We start from the raw sequence: 15,648 nt of genomic DNA on the forward strand, positions 1-15,648 counted from the left end.
GCAGCGGCTTTTGTCCAGGGGCAAGGCCTTCAGTCGCGACTGATGACGGCGCAGGCGATGCGCGCGCCGGCATTGCCCGTGGGCTGGGTGGTGTAGTCGTCGGGCTGGGCATGAACGATGACCGCGCGGCCTATGACATTGCCAGGGCCGGCCAGCAAGGTGATGTCTGCCGACTGTACGTTGACGGTGGCCACGCCGTTGGAGTCGGCCTTCAGGCTGGGCAGGTCGCCCATATGGTGCTGGGTCGAGTCATATTTGCCATGCGGATTGCCCAGCGGGTTGAAGTGGCCGGCAGCGGCATTGCCGTTGTCGCCGCAGTCGCCCTTGTCGTGGATGTGAAAGCCGTGCTCGGAATTGGGCTTGAGGCCGTGAATCACGGCATTGATCACCACTTGCTGTCCGGTCTTCTGGGTGAATTTCACATCGCCGCCGACCTTGCTGCCCGAAGTGGCCTGCAGCCTGGCGATGGCCTGGGCGGGCTGGGGCTCGGGGGTGCTGCAGGCCGTCAGGGCAGCAGCGGATGCGGTCAGGATGAGAAAACGATATGGCATGTAAGCTCCTCTTGAATATTCGTCAGAACCATAGAGAAAACACTGTGAACCATAGCGTCAGTGCTTTGCCGCGCTTGTAGGGCAAGGGCCAAGATGTCGGGGACGGTCTCAAAAAACAAAGCCCCGCAGGCCTCGGAAGCCTGCGGGGCTGGTGTCGTCAAAAGCCTGAGGCTCAGACCTGATCGGCAGACAGGCCTGCAGTCTGGCTGAAGCCGCCATCCACATAGGTGATCTCGGCGGTCACGCCGGAGGCCAGGTCGGACAGCAGGAAGGCCGCGACATTGCCGACGTCTTCAATGGTCACGTTGCGGCGCAGAGGAGCGGCGTCGGCCACGCGGCCCAGCAGCTTGCCGAAGTCCTTGATGCCCGAGGCAGCCAGGGTCTTGATGGGGCCGGCGGAGATGCCGTTGGCACGAATGGCGCGGCCGTCGGCAGTGCGGCCCACGGCTTCTGCCAGGTAGCGCACGGATGCTTCCAGCGATGCCTTGGCCAGGCCCATGGTGTTGTAGTTGGGGATGGAGCGCAGAGCACCCAGATAGGACAGGGTCAGCAGCGAGGACTTGTCGTTCAGGTAAGGCAGGGCAGCCTTGGCCATGGCGGGGAAGCTGTAGGCGCTGATATCGTGGGCGATCTTGAAGTTCTCGCGGCTCAGACCGTCCAGGAAGTTGCCGGCAATGGCTTCACGGGGGGCAAAACCGATGGAGTGCACAAAGCCGTCGAACTTACCCCAGGTGGCGCCCAGGTCGGCGAACAGCTTTTCGATCTGGGCGTCGTCGCCCACGTCGCAGTCGAACACCAGCTTGGAGTCGAAGTCGGCAGCAAATTCGGTGATGCGGTCCTTGAAGCGTTCACCCACATAGCTGAAAGCCAGTTCTGCGCCTTGCTCGTGGCAGGCCTTGGCAATGCCGTAGGCAATGGAACGGTTGGACAGAACGCCCGTGATCAGCAGCTTTTTACCGGCGAGAAAACCCATTGTTGTTCTCCAAAGAAAATTGAAAGAGACGATGGCTGCATCTGTGGCAGACGCGCCATCTTTGAAAACGTATCTGTTCGAACTGGGTGCGAATCAGTCGGGGTAGGGCAGAATTGTCGCATGCGCCATTGGATGATTTGCTCAGCCCTGATTGTCAGCAGCCAAGTTGCCACACCTGCCCTGGCAGCACATGGCTATGCACTCTGGGGGCAGCCCAGGTACGCGGCCGACTTCAAGCACTTTGACTATGTGAACCCCGCAGCGCCCAAGGGTGGCGAGTTGCGCATGGTCAGCAATCTGCGCTATTCGACCTTCGACAAGTACAACCCCTTCACCATCAAGGGCTCGCCGCCGGCCTATCTGGCGGACATGCTGTTCGAGACCCTGCTGACCCCCAGTCTCGACGAGACGGCGACGGGCTATGGGCTGCTGGCCGAGGATGTGGAGGTGGCAGCCGACGGCCTGTCCGCGACTTTCAAACTGCGCAAGCAGGCGCGTTTTCACAACGGCAAGCCCGTGCTGGCCCAGGATGTGAAGCACAGCTACGAGACGCTGCTGAGCAAATATGTCTCGCCCGGCTACAAGACGCTGTTTGCCGAGGTGGCTGCCTGTGATGTGCTCGACGAGCGCACGGTGCGCTTTCGCTTCAAAAAGCCCAACCGCGACCTGCCGCTGACCGTGGGCGCCCTGCTGCCGGTGTTCAGCCGTGACTGGGGGCTGGGCGCGGATGGCAAGCCCAAGGCCTTCGATCAGGTGGTGATGGACACGCCTATCGGCAGCGGGCCCTACAAGATAGGGCCGGTCAAGTTCGGCAAGGACATCAGCTATGTTCGCGACCCTCAATATTGGGGGGCAGCCTTGCCGGTGCGTGTCGGTCTGGCCAATTTTGACCGAATCACCATCAAGATCTACAAGGACAACACGGCGCGGCTGGAGGCCCTCAAGGCCGGCGAGTTCGATCTCATGCGCATCAATAGCGCGGGCGACTGGGCCAGGCGTCTGACGGGACGGCGCTTCGCCTCGGGCGAACTGGTCAAGGGCGCGTTCGAGAACAAGCTGCCCTCGGGTTTTCAGAGTTTTTTCCTGAATACGCGGCGTGAGCTGCTCAAGGATGTGCGTGTGCGCGATGCCTTGGGCCTGGCTTATGACTTTGAGTGGATGAGCCGTCAGATGTTCTATGGCGCATATCAGCGCGTGCATGGATTGTTTGGCAACACCGCTTGCGAAACCACGGGCGATCCCAGCGAGGCCGAGTTGGCTCTGCTCAAGCCCTATGAGGGCAGTCTGCCGCCAGGCACGCTGGGGCAGATGGCCCAGCCGCCACGCACCGATGGGCCTGATGGCCTGCGCGGCAATCTGCGGCGTGCGCAGAAGCTGCTGGCCGATGCCGGCTGGACGGTCAGGGATGGAGCCTTGCGCAATGCCGGGGGCGAGCCCATGGTGCTGGAATATCTGGACAGCAGCGAGAGCGGTGTCAAGATCGTCAGCAGCTGGATGCGCAATCTGGAAAAGCTGGGCATCACGCTCAAGGTGCGCAACGTGGACTACGCGCTCTATCAGCAGCGCATGGACAAATACGATTTCGACATCGTGACGCTCAACGTGCCCGGCACGCACAATCCGGGTCAGGAATATGCCGAGCTGTTCGGCAGCGCCGCCGCCGATGTGGAGGGGGCCTCAAACTATGTCGGTCTCAAGAGCAAGGCCGTGGATGCCATCATCGCCCAGATGGCTGCGGCCAAGTCCGAGCAGCAGATGCTGCCCGCCTGCCACGCGCTGGAGCGCATCATCGTGCACGGCCACTACCTGATCCCGCAGTACTACTCGGGCACCCACCGCATGGTCTATGACGCCTGGAGGCTGGCGCTACCCGGGCAGATTCCTGCCTATTCGCCGGGCGAGCTATGGGCCGTCTATGCCTGGTGGGCCAAGTAAAGTGGCCCCCACGCTCCACCGTTGCACGGGTCGCTGCCCCCCGAGGGGGCTGACCTTGCTTGGGGCGGCCCGGCGCGGCGGCCCAGGTAAAGTGGCCCCCACGCTCCACCGTTGCACGGGTCGCTGCCCCCCGAGGGGGCTGGCCTTGCTTGGGGCGGCCCGGCGCGGCGGCCGAGGTAAAGTGGCCCCCACGCTCCACCGTTGCACGGGTCGCTGCCCCCCGAAGGGGCTGGCCTTGCTTGGGGCGGTCCGGGGCGGCGGCCATCGCAACTGCGGCTGAAAACAAGGGTTGATCGAAGATGTTTGCCTATATTCTCAAACGCATTTTGCTGATGATCCCCACGCTGCTGGGTGTGCTGCTGCTGACCTTTGTGGTCATCCAGTTCGTGCCCGGCGGCCCGGTGGAGCAGTATCTGGCCGAGGCCAAGGCCGGTGCCGGACATGGTGCCGAAGGCGCTTCCATGAGCTATCGCGGCGGACAGGGCGTGGACCCCAAGCGGATCGAGGAGATCAAGGCGCTGTACGGCTTTGACAAGCCGCCGGCCGAACGCTTTGTGCAGATGCTGGGGCAGTTCGCGCGTTTCGATCTGGGCACCAGCTTTTTCCAGAACAAAAGCGTCTGGGCGCTGGTCAAGGAAAAACTGCCGGTCTCCATCAGCCTGGGCCTGTGGACGTTTTTCATCAGCTATCTGGTGGCCGTGCCACTGGGTGTGGCCAAGGCCGTCCGGGCCGGCTCGCGCTTCGATCTGGCGACCACCATTGTGATTCTCATCGGCTATGCCATCCCGGGTTTTGTGCTGGGCGTGGCGCTGTTGGTCGTCTTTGGCGGGCAGCTGCAGTGGTTTCCGCTGCGCGGGCTGACTTCGGCCAATTTCGACGAACTCAGCACCATGGGCAAGGTGGCAGACTATCTCTGGCATATCGCGCTGCCCGTGACGGCCATGGTGGCCGGCAGCTTTGCCGTGACGGCCATGCTGACCAAGAACTCGTTTCTCGAAGAGATCCGCAAGCAATATGTGCTGACGGCCCGCGCCAAGGGCCTTTCCGAGCGCCAGGTGCTCTACAAACATGTGTTTCGCAATGCGCTGATCCCCATCGTCACGGGCTTTCCCTCGGCTTTTATCGGCGCCTTCTTTGCCGGCGCGCTGCTGATCGAGACCCTGTTCTCGCTCGACGGCCTGGGTTTGCTCAGCTATGAAAGCGTGATCCGGCGCGACTTTCCCGTGGTGCTGGGCACGCTGTATCTGTTCACGCTGATCGGCCTGGTGACCAAGCTCATCAGCGATCTTTGCTATGTCTGGGTAGACCCCCGGGTCAAGTTTGACTGATTTATGCAAGATAAGCCTCAAACCATTGCCCTGCAGGCGCAAGAAGCTATGAATACAGGAGTAGAGCGTGTGCCGGCGGCGCCTGCTGCCCAATCCGAATCTCCTGGGCGCCGGGCCTGGCGGCGCTTCAAGGGCAATCGGCTGGGCTTTGTCAGCCTGCTGATCTTCTCGGTGCTGGTGCTGCTCAGCCTGTGTGCCGAACTGCTGTCCAACGACAAGCCGCTCATCGTGCGCTACGAGGGGCAGACCTATCTGCCGCTGCTGCACGATTACCCGGAAACCACGTTTGGCGGCGATTTCCATACGCCGACCGATTACCTCGATCCCTTCATCCAGCAAAGGCTCGGCGAGGGCGAGAACTGGGCGATCTTCCCCATCAACCGCTATGGCAAGTCCACCATCAACTATTTTGCCAAGTCGCCCAACCCTTCTGCGCCGTCGGCCGACAACTGGCTGGGCACCGACGATCGGGGGCGCGATCTGCTGGCGCAGCTCATCTATGGTTTTCGCGTCAGCGTCCTGTTCGGTCTGGCGCTGACGGCCGTGGGCGTGCTGCTGGGCGTGCTGGCGGGAGCGGTGCAGGGCTTTTTTGGCGGCAAGACGGATCTGGCCTTCCAGCGCCTGACGGAAATCTGGGGCTCCATGCCCGAGCTCTACCTGCTCATCATCTTCAGCGCGCTGTTTGCGCCCAGTGTCTCGCTGCTGCTGATCCTGCTGAGCCTGTTCGGCTGGATGGGTCTGGCTGACTATGTGCGGGCCGAGTTTCTGCGCAATCGCCAGCTCGACTATGTGAAATCCGCCCAGGCGCTGGGTGCCAGCAATCGCTCCATCATCTTTCGCCACATTCTGCCCAACAGCATGACGCCGGTGATCACCTTTTTGCCGTTTCGCATGAGCGGGGCCATCCTGGCGCTGACCTCGCTCGATTTTCTGGGCCTGGGCGTTCCCCCGGGCACGCCCAGCCTCGGCGAATTGCTGAGCCAGGGCAAGAACAATATCGATGCCTGGTGGATTTCCCTGTCCACCTTTGGCGTGCTGGTCATCACGCTGCTGTTGCTGACCTTTATGGGGGATGCCCTGCGCGATGCGCTGGACCCGCGCAAGCAGGCGCACACCGGGGCTGCAAAGCGCGCAGGAGGCAAGCCATGAGCAAGGAGAAATACGAGAGCCAGGCCGGCAGCAAGCTGCTGACCGTGCAGGATCTGAGCGTGTCTTTTGCGGGCAAGCCCGTGGTTCAGGGCGTGAGCTTCGAGATGGCTGCCGGTGAGAAGCTGGCGCTGGTGGGGGAGTCCGGCTCGGGCAAGTCGGTCACGGCGCTGTCGCTGCTGCGCTTGGTGGGAGATGCGCAACTGGGTGGCCGGGCCCTGCTGGATGGGCGCGATCTGCTGGGGCTTTCTGAGCGCGAGATACAGGGCATACGCGGCGGCGATATCGCCATGATCTTTCAGGAGCCAATGACGGCGCTGAACCCGCTGATGACTGTCGGCGTGCAGGTGGCCGAGGTGCTGCAGCTCAAGCAGGCACTGAGCCGTGCCCAGGCCCTGACGCAGGCGGTGGAGCTGCTGGCCACGACCGGCATCCCCGAGCCGGGGCGCAGGGCGCAGAGCTTTCCGCACCAGCTCAGCGGCGGGCAACGCCAGCGCGCCATGATTGCCATGGCCCTGGCCAGCCGTCCCCGGCTGCTGCTGGCCGACGAGCCGACAACGGCGCTGGATGTGACGCTGCGTGGCCAGATCCTGGATTTGCTGGCCGATCTGCAACGGCAGACCGGCATGGCCGTGCTGATGATCACGCATGACCTGAATCTGGTGCGCCGCTTTGCCGACCGCGTGGCGGTCATGGAAAAAGGCCGTCTCGTGGAGCAGGGTTCGGTGGCTGAGCTGATGGGGAACCCGCAGCATGCCTATACCCGCAGGCTGCTGGCCAGCCGGCCGGTGCGCAATGTGGCGGATGAGATCGTGCCGGCCGGTGAGGCTGCCGTGGTACAGACCCAGGCCCTGCAGGTGAGCTATGCCACGCCCTTGCCTGGCATTCGCGGCTGGTTCAAAAAGGGCGCATTTGTAGCGGTCAAGGGCGCGGATATGCTGTTGCGGCCCGGCCGTACCCTGGGCGTGATCGGTGAATCGGGCTCCGGTAAATCCACGCTGGCCCAGGCCGTGCTGGGGCTGTTGCCTGCGGCCGGGAGGCTGCAGGTGGCCGGCAGGCAATGGCAGCAGCCGGCAATCCGCAACAGCGCCGCCAACCTGGCGCTGCGGCGCAAGATCCAGGTGGTGTTTCAGGATCCGTTCTCCTCGCTCTCTCCGCGCATGACTGTGGAGGAGATCGTCGGCGAAGGCCTGCAGATCCATGCCCCTGAGCTCGCTGCCGGGCCGCGGCGCGAGCGCGTGCTCAAGATGCTGGAAGAGGTGGGCTTGACCGAGACCCAGTTTCCCGGCCTGCTGCAGCGCTATCCGCATGAATTCTCTGGCGGGCAGCGGCAGCGCCTGGCGATCTCGCGCGCGCTCATCATGGAGCCCGAGGTCCTGGTGCTGGACGAACCCACGAGTGCACTCGATGTCACCATTCAGCAGCAGGTGCTGGCCCTGCTGCAGCGGCTGCAGAAGGAGCGTGGTCTGGCCTATCTGCTCATCACCCACGATGTGGACGTGATTCGCGCCATGGCCCATGAGGTGCTGGTCATGAAGGACGGGCAGATCGTGGAGCAGGGCGATGTGCAGGCGGTGTTGACTGCGCCGCGGCAGGCCTATACGCGCCAGCTGGTCGAGGCCGCCGGGGTCGTTGCCGGGGCGGCGGCTGTCTGAATTTGATAGCGGGCAGCGCTTTCCCTTCAAAGGTTTGAGGCTTTGAATGCCCGCAATTGCTGCCGATTCGCTGATTCGCGAGGCAGGTATTCGCTGAAAAACACTGAATCCGCACTCGAAAGTTTGTATTTATTTGGCGCGAATTCTCTGGCTGTGGCCTAATTGATCCTTTTCAACCTCCCAATTGAGAATTCGACATGGGCAATAAGATCGTTACCGAAGCAGACCGCAAGGCCACTCCCCGTCCCCAGGCACCCAATGGCGTGACCCTGCCCACTCCCGGCCGTGGCCAGCGCGTGAGCCTGGAGCGTGGTTCGCACACTCGCAGCAAGAAGCAGCCCGGCAAGCGCCACGGCTAATTCCTGCGGCAGGCCGCGCCCTGGTGTGCGGCCCGCAAAAAAGCCCTCGTCACTTCGGTACGAGGGCTTTTTGCTTTTCACGGCTTCAGGGTGTTGGTTTGCTCATCCCTGCAGATTTTTTAGCTTGCGGCGCAGTTGCTGCACTTCCTCGATGAGATCGGTAGTCAGGGCGGCGAGCTGAGGGTCGGCGTCGAAGCTGTGTTCCAGCTGCGCAATGCGGCGCGCACGTACCAGCGTCTGGCTGCTGAAGCGCCATTGCTCGTGGCTGATCTCGCGCAGCTGACCTTCGTTGTCGTAGCTGATGACGCCTGTCTGCACATGCTCGATCACCCATTGCGGGCTGGTGCAGCAATGGCGCGCCAGCTCGTGCAGATCGAGCACGGCCTGTTCCAGCAGCTCGGCAGGCTCGTAGAAAGGGTAGTGGGAGGGGCTCATGGGAAAACCTTTCAACTCAGGCTGCGGGCATCGAACTGCGGGAAGGCCTTGGCAAAGTCGGCATACGCCTGCTTTTGCGCGGGTGTCGCTGCGGGCGGGAAGACCACATCCAGCACCAGATACAGATCACCCGGCGTGGCTGCGGGCAGGCCCTTGCCCTTGAGGCGCAGCTTGCGACCCGAGCGATAGCCGGCGGGCACGGTGACTTCCAGTTCCCCGGCCAGCGTCTTGAAGGGGACGGGGCCGCCCAGCTCGGCTTCCCAGGGCGCGAGCGGGACTCGCTGATAGACATCCTTGCCCTCGGACCACCAGCGCGGGTCGCTGCGGAAGTGCACCTCCAGCAGCAGATCGCCTGGAGCGCCCTTGCCCAGGCCCGGGTTGCCCTGACCGGCAAGGCGAATCATCTGGCCCTCGCGCACGCCCTTGGGAATGGTGACCTGCAACTCCTTTTCCTTGTGGGTGGGGATGCCCTGGTCGTCGAGCACAGTGCTGCGCAGATGCAGCGAGCGCACGGCACCGCTGTAGCTGTCCTGCAGATCCAGCTCTATGCTGGCATGCTGGTCCTGGCCGCGCATGTCTGGGGTGCTGCGCGCACCTTGCTGGCCCTGATGGCGCCGTGCACGAGCGGCCTGGCCGAACATCTGCGAGAAGAAGTCGCTGAAATCGGCGTCGCTGCCGGCATCGCCCTGGCTGCTGAAGTGAAAGTCCTGCTGATCCCAGTCGGGCGGCGGGCGAAAGCCTCCGCTGCCCTGAGCTCTGGCATTTTGAGCAAACTGCATCTCGTCGCCCATGGCGTCGTAGGCGGCGCGCTTTTCGGGGTCGGAGAGCACGGTGTTGGCTTCGTTGACCTCGGCCATGCGAGCAGCCGCGTCTTTTTCCTTGCTGATGTCGGGGTGGTATTTGCGGGCGAGTTTGCGATAGGCCTTTTTGATCTCCTCGGTGGAGGCCTTTTTGTCCACGCCAAGTATCTTGTAATAGTCCTTGTAATCCATGGAGTCACCAATCTTCTTGTCAAAAGATGGGCGCAAGACTGTTGCCTTGGCTGCTGCCATTGCTGCGCCCGCATTCAGGAAAATAATAGGGATAGAGTGCGACAGCTTCAAGGGTCTCAATGCGCGCTGGTGGGGTGATGACCGGGGTTTGAGTCCTTGGGGGCATCTGGCGCTACCATTGCTGGGATCAATGCAGGGGCGTGTGCGAAGGCCTGCCCAGAGTTCGTGAAATGAAACAAGAAATTACAAAAGCAGACGCATGGCTGGTTGTCTGCCTCTGTGCTGACTGGTGCGGTACCTGTAAACAGTACCGGCAGCCTTTCGAGGCTCTTGCTGCCCAGTTCCCGCAGATGCGTTTTGTCTGGCTCGATGTGGAAGACCGTGAGGATGTCGCTGGCGATCTGGACATAGAAACCTTCCCGTCCATTTTGGTGGCGCAGGGCGAGCAGGCCAGATTCCTGGGGCCTGTGCTTCCGCAGACGGGGGTGCTGGCGCGGATGCTGCAATCCCTGCCCGCAGATGCAGCGGCGAGGCCTGCCGATGTGCAGGAGGCCCAGGATTTGCTGCAGCGATTGTTGCGCGCTGATGACCTGCAGGAAGTCTTGCGTTGATCGCTGTTTTATGCGAGACACTTTTTGCGAAAACAATGGTTTGCGGCTACAATCACGGCTTCACGACCAAACGGGCGGGTACATACCGCCCGTTTTTTTTGGGCAATTCATGGCGAAACCTGTTTTTGGCAGAGCTAAGTCCATGATTTGACAGATTTTTCGGGATTGAACTGAATACACGTGGCACTACAGCAAATCGTTGAACAAACCGTGACAGGTCTGGGCTATGACCTGGTTGAAATCGAGCGCTCGGCCGGCGGCCTGCTGCGCATCACGATTGATTTGCCTTGGCAGGCGCCGGAGGAAGGTGCGCCTGAGCTGCCCGAGCAGTTCGTGACAGTGGAAGACTGCGAAAAGGTCACGCGCCAGCTTCAGTTTGCGCTGGAAGTCGATGGTGCGGACTACGCCCGCCTGGAGGTCTCTTCTCCAGGCATTGATCGTTTGCTGCGCCATGAGCAGGACTTCATCCGCTTTGAAGGCTCGGAGGTGGATCTGACGCTCAAGGCTCCCATCGGGGCTGCAGGTGGCGACAAGATCAATGCAAACCGCAAGAAATTTCGTGGCACGCTGGAACGGACTGAAGAAGGTGGCTGGCAGATCGTCTGGAGCGATGAGCCGCCTCCCAAGCCGGGCGTGCGCGTCAGCAAGAAGCGTGAGCCAGCGCCGTTGAACGCGATGGGCTTTACGCTTGACGAGTTGCGCGAAGCTCGTCTGGCACCGATTGTGAATTTCAAAGGACGCGCAGCCAAGCCCGAATGAGGCAGCTGAAGCGTTTGAATCTTTTGGGGCAAAGAGGTCGCATGCAAATCCTCTTTGTGTGATTGAAATAGGAGAGTCGTCGCATGAATCGCGAACTGTTGATGTTGGTTGAAGCCATTTCGCGTGAAAAGAACGTGGAACGCGATGTGGTTTTTGGTGCCGTGGAATCCGCACTGGCACAGGCCACCAAGAAGCTGTACCAAGGTGAAGTAGACATCCGCGTGTCCATCGATCGCGAAAGCGGCGACTACGACACCTTCCGCCGCTGGGTGGTGGTGTCTGACGATGCCGGTCTGCAGAACCCCGACGCCGAAGAAATGCTGATGGATGCGGAAGACCGCGTGCCCGGCATTCAAATTGGTGAGTTCATTGAAGAGCAGATCGAGTCGCTGCCCATCGGCCGTATCGGTGCCATGGCTGCCAAGCAGGTCATCCTGCAGAAGATTCGCGACGCCGAGCGCGAAATGCTGCTCAACGAATTCCTGGCCCGTGGCGAGAAGATCTTTACTGGTACCGTCAAGCGCATGGACAAGGGCGACATCATTGTCGAATCCGGCCGTGTGGAAGGCCGACTCAAGCGCGGCGAGATGATCCCCAAGGAAAATCTGCGCAATGGCGACCGCGTGCGCGCCATGATCATGGAAGTCGATGCCACCTTGCGCGGCGCTCCCATCCTGCTGTCGCGCTCGGCTCCCGAATTCATGGTGGAATTGTTCCGCAATGAAGTGCCTGAGATCGAGCAAGGCCTGCTGGAGATCAAGAGCTGCGCCCGTGACGCCGGCTCTCGTGCCAAGATCGCCGTACTGAGCCACGACAAGCGCGTGGATCCCATCGGTACCTGCGTCGGCGTGCGTGGTACCCGTGTGAACGCCGTGACCAACGAACTGGCCGGCGAGCGTGTGGATATCGTGCTGTGGTCCGAAGACCCCGCCCAGTTCGTGATCGGTGCTCTGGCTCCTGCCAATGTCTCTTCCATCGTCGTGGACGAGGAAAAGCACGCCATGGACGTGGTGGTGGACGAGGAAAATCTGGCTATCGCCATCGGTCGCGGCGGTCAGAACGTACGTCTGGCCTCCGAGCTGACAGGCTGGAAGATCAACATCATGGACGCTGCCGAGTCTGCTCAGAAGCAGGCTGACGAGTCGGCTGTCTCGCGCAAGCTGTTCATGGAAAAGCTGGATGTGGACGAGGAAATCGCCAACATCCTGATCGAAGAAGGTTTCGAGACCCTGGAAGAAGTGGCCTATGTGCCGCTGCAGGAAATGCTCGAAATCGAATCCTTCGACGAAGAGACGGTGAACGAGCTGCGTAGCCGCGCCAAGGATGCACTGCTGAGTCAGGAAATTGCTCGCGAAGAAAATGTGAGCAAGGCATCCGAGGATCTGGTGTCTCTGGACGGCATGACTGCCGAACTGCTGGACAAGCTGGCGCAAGCTGATGTGCACACCCGTGACGATCTGGCCGACCTGGCGATCGACGAGCTGACCGAAATTACCGGTCAGACCGCCGAAGAAGCCAAGGCCTTGATCATGAAGGCGCGTGAGCACTGGTTTACCGATGGGCAAGAGTAAGGTCAGGGAGGTACAGAGCATTTATGTCGAGTAATACGGTTGCAGAATTTGCGAAAGAGCGCAACACGACCCCTGATACCTTGCTGCAGCAGCTCAAGGCCGCCGGGGTTGACAAGGCCAATGCGGCTGATGCGCTGACCGAAGGTGACAAGCAGCGCTTGCTGTCTCACCTGCAGGCAAGCCATGGCAGCGGTGCCAAGAAGATCACGCTGACCAAGAAGTCCACCAGCGAAATCAAGCAGGCGGATTCATCGGGCCGTGCCCGTACGATTCAGGTGGAAGTGCGCAAGAAGCGCACTTTCGTGAAGCGGGAAGACACTCCCGCCGAGGCTCAGGCCAATGCGGAAAGCATGGCTAAGGCTGTGCAGGAGCGTGCCGCTAGTCAAGAGCTGGTACGCCGTGAAGAAGATGCTCGCCGCGAGGCCGAGCTGTTGAGCCATCAGGAAGAACAATTGGCCAAGGAACGTCAAGAGCGCGAAGAGCGCGAGCGCCGCGAGCGCGAAGCCGAGGAACGTGCTGCAGCCTATGCAGCCGCGGAAGTTGCCAAGGTGGCTGAAGCCAAGGCGGCTAAGGAAGAGGAAAAGCGCGAGCACGCCGCTGGCGCTGCCGCACGTGCTGCGGCCCAGGCCGAGGCACGCTCCAAGGCCGAAGCCGAATCCCAGGCCAAGGCGGCTGAAGAAGCCAGCCGCGCCAAGGATCTGGATGAACGCCGCCGCAAGGCCCTGGCCGAGGCGGAAGCCATCCGTGCCATGATGGCTGCGCCCAAGAAGGTGCTGGTCGCCAAGAAGCCGGAAGAGCCCAAGAAGGCTGCTCCGGTCGCTGCGGATGCCAAGAAGCCTGTTGCCGCCAAGGATGGCAACAAGCCCGCAGGCGCCGCTGGTGCGGCCAACGCAGGCGGCGGTGCCCGTCCCGGCAAGGAAGTCAAGTCCGCCAAGCTGTCTTCGAGCTGGTCCAACGATGCGGCCAAGAAGAAGGAAATCAAGACCCGTGGCGACAGCTCCGGTGGAGTGGCTGGCCGCTCCAACTGGCGCGGTGGTCCCAGGGGTGGCCGTCGTGGCAATGACCGTCACGAGCAGCAACAGCAGCAGGCTCCCGAGTTCCGTCAGCTGGAGATCTCGGTGCCCGAGACCATCACCGTGGCCGAACTGGCCCACAAGATGGCCATCAAGGCATCCGAACTGATCAAGGTGCTGATGAAGATGGGCCAGATGGTCACCATCAACCAGCCGCTGGACCAGGACACCGCCATGATCGTGGTGGAAGAAATGGGCCACACCGCCAAGGTGGCAGCGCTGGACGACCTGGAGGCCTTCACCGATGAAGAAGTCTCCAGTGCCGAAGCCGAGCTGCTGTCGCGTGCTCCTGTGGTGACCGTGATGGGCCACGTGGACCACGGCAAGACCTCGCTGCTGGACTATATCCGTCGCACCAAGGTGGCGTCGGGCGAAGCCGGCGGCATTACCCAGCACATCGGTGCCTACCATGTGAAGACGCCTCGCGGCATCATCACCTTCCTGGACACTCCGGGTCACGAGGCCTTCACGGCCATGCGTGCTCGCGGTGCCAAGTCCACCGACATCGTGATTCTGGTGGCTGCTGCCGACGACGGCGTGATGCCTCAGACCAAGGAAGCCATCAAGCACGCCAAGGCGGCCGGTGTTCCTATCGTCGTGGCCATCACCAAGGCCGACAAGCCCGAAGCCAACCCCGACCGCGTCAAGCAGGAGCTGGTCGTGGAAGAGGTGCTGCCCGAAGAGTACGGCGGCGACTCTCCCTTCGTGGCCGTGTCCTCCAAGACCGGTCAGGGCATCGACGAGTTGCTGGAGCAAGTGCTGCTGCAGGCCGAAGTGCTGGAGCTCAAGGCTCCCGTGGACGCCGCAGCCAAGGGTATCGTGATCGAAGCCCAGCTGGACAAGGGCCGCGGTACCGTGGCTACGGTGCTGGTGCAGTCCGGTACGCTGAAGGTCGGCGACGTGGTGCTGGCGGGCCAGACCTATGGTCGCGTTCGTGCCATGCTGGACGAAGACGGCAAGCAGACCAAGACAGCAGGTCCTTCCATCCCTGTGGAAATTCAGGGTCTGAGCGAAGTGCCCCAGGCCGGTGACGACTTCATGGTGCTGAGCGATGAGCGCCGTGCCCGTGAAATCGCGACCTACCGCGCTGGCAAGTTCCGCAACACCAAGCTGGCCAAGCAGCAAGCTGCGAAGCTGGAAAACATGTTCGCCGAAATGTCCGCTGGCGATGTGCAGACTCTGCCCATCATCATCAAGGCCGACATGCAAGGCTCGCAGGAAGCTCTGGCAGCCTCGCTGCTCAAGCTGTCGACCGACGAGATCAAGGTTCAGCTGGTGTACTCCGGCGTGGGCGGTATTTCCGAGTCCGACGTCAACCTGGCACTGGCTTCCAAGGCCATCATCATCGGCTTCAACGTGCGTGCGGATGCTCAGGCCCGCAAGACCGCCGAAGGCAATGATGTCGATATTCGCTACTACAACATCATCTACGACGCCGTGGATGAGGTGAAGGCTGCGATGTCCGGCATGCTGGCTCCCGAGAAGCGCGAAGAGATCATCGGTATGGCCGAGATCCGCACCGTGTTCGTGGCAACGAAGATCGGCACCATTGCCGGCTCGTACATCACGCAAGGTCACGTCACCCGCAACGCACACTTCCGTCTGCTGCGCGACAACGTGGTCATCTACACGGGCGAGATCGAGTCGCTGCGCCGCATGAAGGACGATGTCAAGGAAGTCAAGGAAGGCTTCGAGTGCGGTATCAAGCTGCGCAACTACAACGACATCAAGGAAGGCGACATGCTGGAAGTCTTCGAGATCAAGGAAATCGCTCGTACGCTGTAAAAGCAATAGCTGCTAGCGCCTGTTGCACAAGGGTTTGAGGCTGAAAATGCCTTGAAATCCTTGTGCAGCAAGCGCAAATAGCTCCTTTTTTATTCATGGCAACCAAACGCAAATCTGCTGCTCCCAACCGCAGCTTCAAAGTTTCCGACCAGATCCAGCGTGATCTGTCGGAGCTGATCGCCCGCGAGTTGAAGGACCCGCGCGTCGGTATGGTCACGCTGCAAGGCGTGGAGGTGACTCCTGACTATGCCCACGCCAAGGTGTTCTTCAGCGTGCTTGTCGGCGATCCCGAAGTGACGCTGGCAGCACTCAATCAGGCCGCAGGCTTTCTGCGCAACGGCCTGTTCAAGCGTCTGCACATTCATACTGTGCCCACGCTGCATTTCGTCTACGACCGCACTACAGAGCGCGCTGCCGACATGAATGCCTTGATCGCCAAGGCTGTGGCGTCGCGCGGACCCGAACAGGAATAAGC

At 61.6% G+C, this 15,648-nt stretch carries 14 protein-coding genes; 10 read left to right on the top strand and 4 right to left on the bottom strand.

Annotation, left to right across the window (positions count from 1 at the left end):
- Positions 1-29: 29 nt before the first annotated feature.
- A complete protein-coding gene (locus CTR2_RS09705) occupies positions 30-551 on the bottom strand; it encodes a superoxide dismutase family protein (RefSeq protein ID WP_087084245.1) in 522 nt (173 codons plus the stop codon).
- 172 nt (positions 552-723) lie between these two features.
- A complete protein-coding gene (gene fabI / locus CTR2_RS09710) occupies positions 724-1,524 on the bottom strand; it encodes an enoyl-ACP reductase FabI (RefSeq protein WP_003063172.1) in 801 nt (266 codons plus the stop codon).
- Between the two features lie 120 nt (positions 1,525-1,644).
- On the opposite strand from fabI, the gene CTR2_RS09715 reads away from it, so the two are divergent.
- The 5 genes from CTR2_RS09715 (at position 1,645) to CTR2_RS09735 (ending at position 7,947) form a co-directional block, all read left to right on the top strand.
- Positions 1,645-3,459, top strand: coding sequence for an extracellular solute-binding protein (locus CTR2_RS09715; protein ID WP_087084244.1), 1,815 nt, complete (start codon positions 1,645-1,647; stop codon positions 3,457-3,459).
- Between the two features lie 299 nt (positions 3,460-3,758).
- Positions 3,759-4,787, top strand: coding sequence for a microcin C ABC transporter permease YejB (locus CTR2_RS09720; protein ID WP_087084243.1), 1,029 nt, complete (start codon positions 3,759-3,761; stop codon positions 4,785-4,787).
- A gap of 48 nt (positions 4,788-4,835) precedes the next feature.
- Positions 4,836-5,936, top strand: coding sequence for an ABC transporter permease (locus tag CTR2_RS09725; RefSeq protein ID WP_087084668.1), 1,101 nt, complete (start codon positions 4,836-4,838; stop codon positions 5,934-5,936).
- Positions 5,933-7,588: an ABC transporter ATP-binding protein gene (locus CTR2_RS09730; RefSeq protein ID WP_087084242.1), complete on the top strand. Its 1,656-nt coding sequence runs from the start codon at positions 5,933-5,935 to the stop codon at positions 7,586-7,588. Before CTR2_RS09725 ends, CTR2_RS09730 begins: the two co-directional genes overlap by 4 nt.
- A gap of 197 nt (positions 7,589-7,785) precedes the next feature.
- A complete protein-coding gene (locus tag CTR2_RS09735) occupies positions 7,786-7,947 on the top strand; it encodes a hypothetical protein (RefSeq protein WP_003056362.1) in 162 nt (53 codons plus the stop codon).
- A gap of 102 nt (positions 7,948-8,049) precedes the next feature.
- Here the strand turns inward: CTR2_RS09735 and CTR2_RS09740 are convergent, their stop codons facing one another.
- The gene (locus CTR2_RS09740; RefSeq protein WP_003063164.1) at positions 8,050-8,382 is read right to left on the bottom strand and encodes a chaperone modulator CbpM; all 333 of its coding nucleotides are present in this window, start codon (positions 8,380-8,382) and stop codon (positions 8,050-8,052) included.
- Positions 8,383-8,393: 11 nt separating this feature from the next.
- Positions 8,394-9,374 carry a DnaJ C-terminal domain-containing protein gene (locus tag CTR2_RS09745; protein WP_087084667.1) on the bottom strand — a complete coding sequence of 327 codons (981 nt, stop codon included), beginning with the start codon at positions 9,372-9,374 and terminating at the stop codon, positions 8,394-8,396.
- A gap of 230 nt (positions 9,375-9,604) precedes the next feature.
- Here CTR2_RS09745 and CTR2_RS09750 point away from each other — a divergent pair, with 230 nt between their 5' ends.
- The 5 genes from CTR2_RS09750 to rbfA all read left to right on the top strand — a co-directional run bounded on the left by CTR2_RS09750 (position 9,605) and on the right by rbfA (position 15,646).
- Complete coding sequence (locus tag CTR2_RS09750) at positions 9,605-9,985, top strand: thioredoxin family protein (protein WP_034349992.1); 381 nt, start codon at positions 9,605-9,607, stop codon at positions 9,983-9,985.
- Between the two features lie 180 nt (positions 9,986-10,165).
- Entirely contained in the window at positions 10,166-10,744 is a 579-nt protein-coding gene (gene rimP / locus CTR2_RS09755; protein WP_003080490.1) for a ribosome maturation factor RimP, read from the top strand.
- Between the two features lie 83 nt (positions 10,745-10,827).
- Positions 10,828-12,315 (top strand): transcription termination factor NusA, encoded by a 1,488-nt coding sequence (nusA, locus tag CTR2_RS09760; protein ID WP_003063156.1) that lies wholly within the window; start codon positions 10,828-10,830, stop codon positions 12,313-12,315.
- 23 nt (positions 12,316-12,338) lie between these two features.
- Positions 12,339-15,173 (top strand): translation initiation factor IF-2, encoded by a 2,835-nt coding sequence (infB, locus tag CTR2_RS09765; protein WP_087084241.1) that lies wholly within the window; start codon positions 12,339-12,341, stop codon positions 15,171-15,173.
- A gap of 95 nt (positions 15,174-15,268) precedes the next feature.
- Positions 15,269-15,646, top strand: a complete 378-nt coding sequence (gene rbfA / locus CTR2_RS09770) for a 30S ribosome-binding factor RbfA (protein ID WP_003056352.1) — start codon at positions 15,269-15,271, stop codon at positions 15,644-15,646.
- Positions 15,647-15,648: the final 2 nt, after the last annotated feature.

Source organism: Comamonas thiooxydans (assembly GCF_002157685.2).
GTDB lineage: Bacteria > Pseudomonadota > Gammaproteobacteria > Burkholderiales > Burkholderiaceae_C > Comamonas > Comamonas testosteroni_H.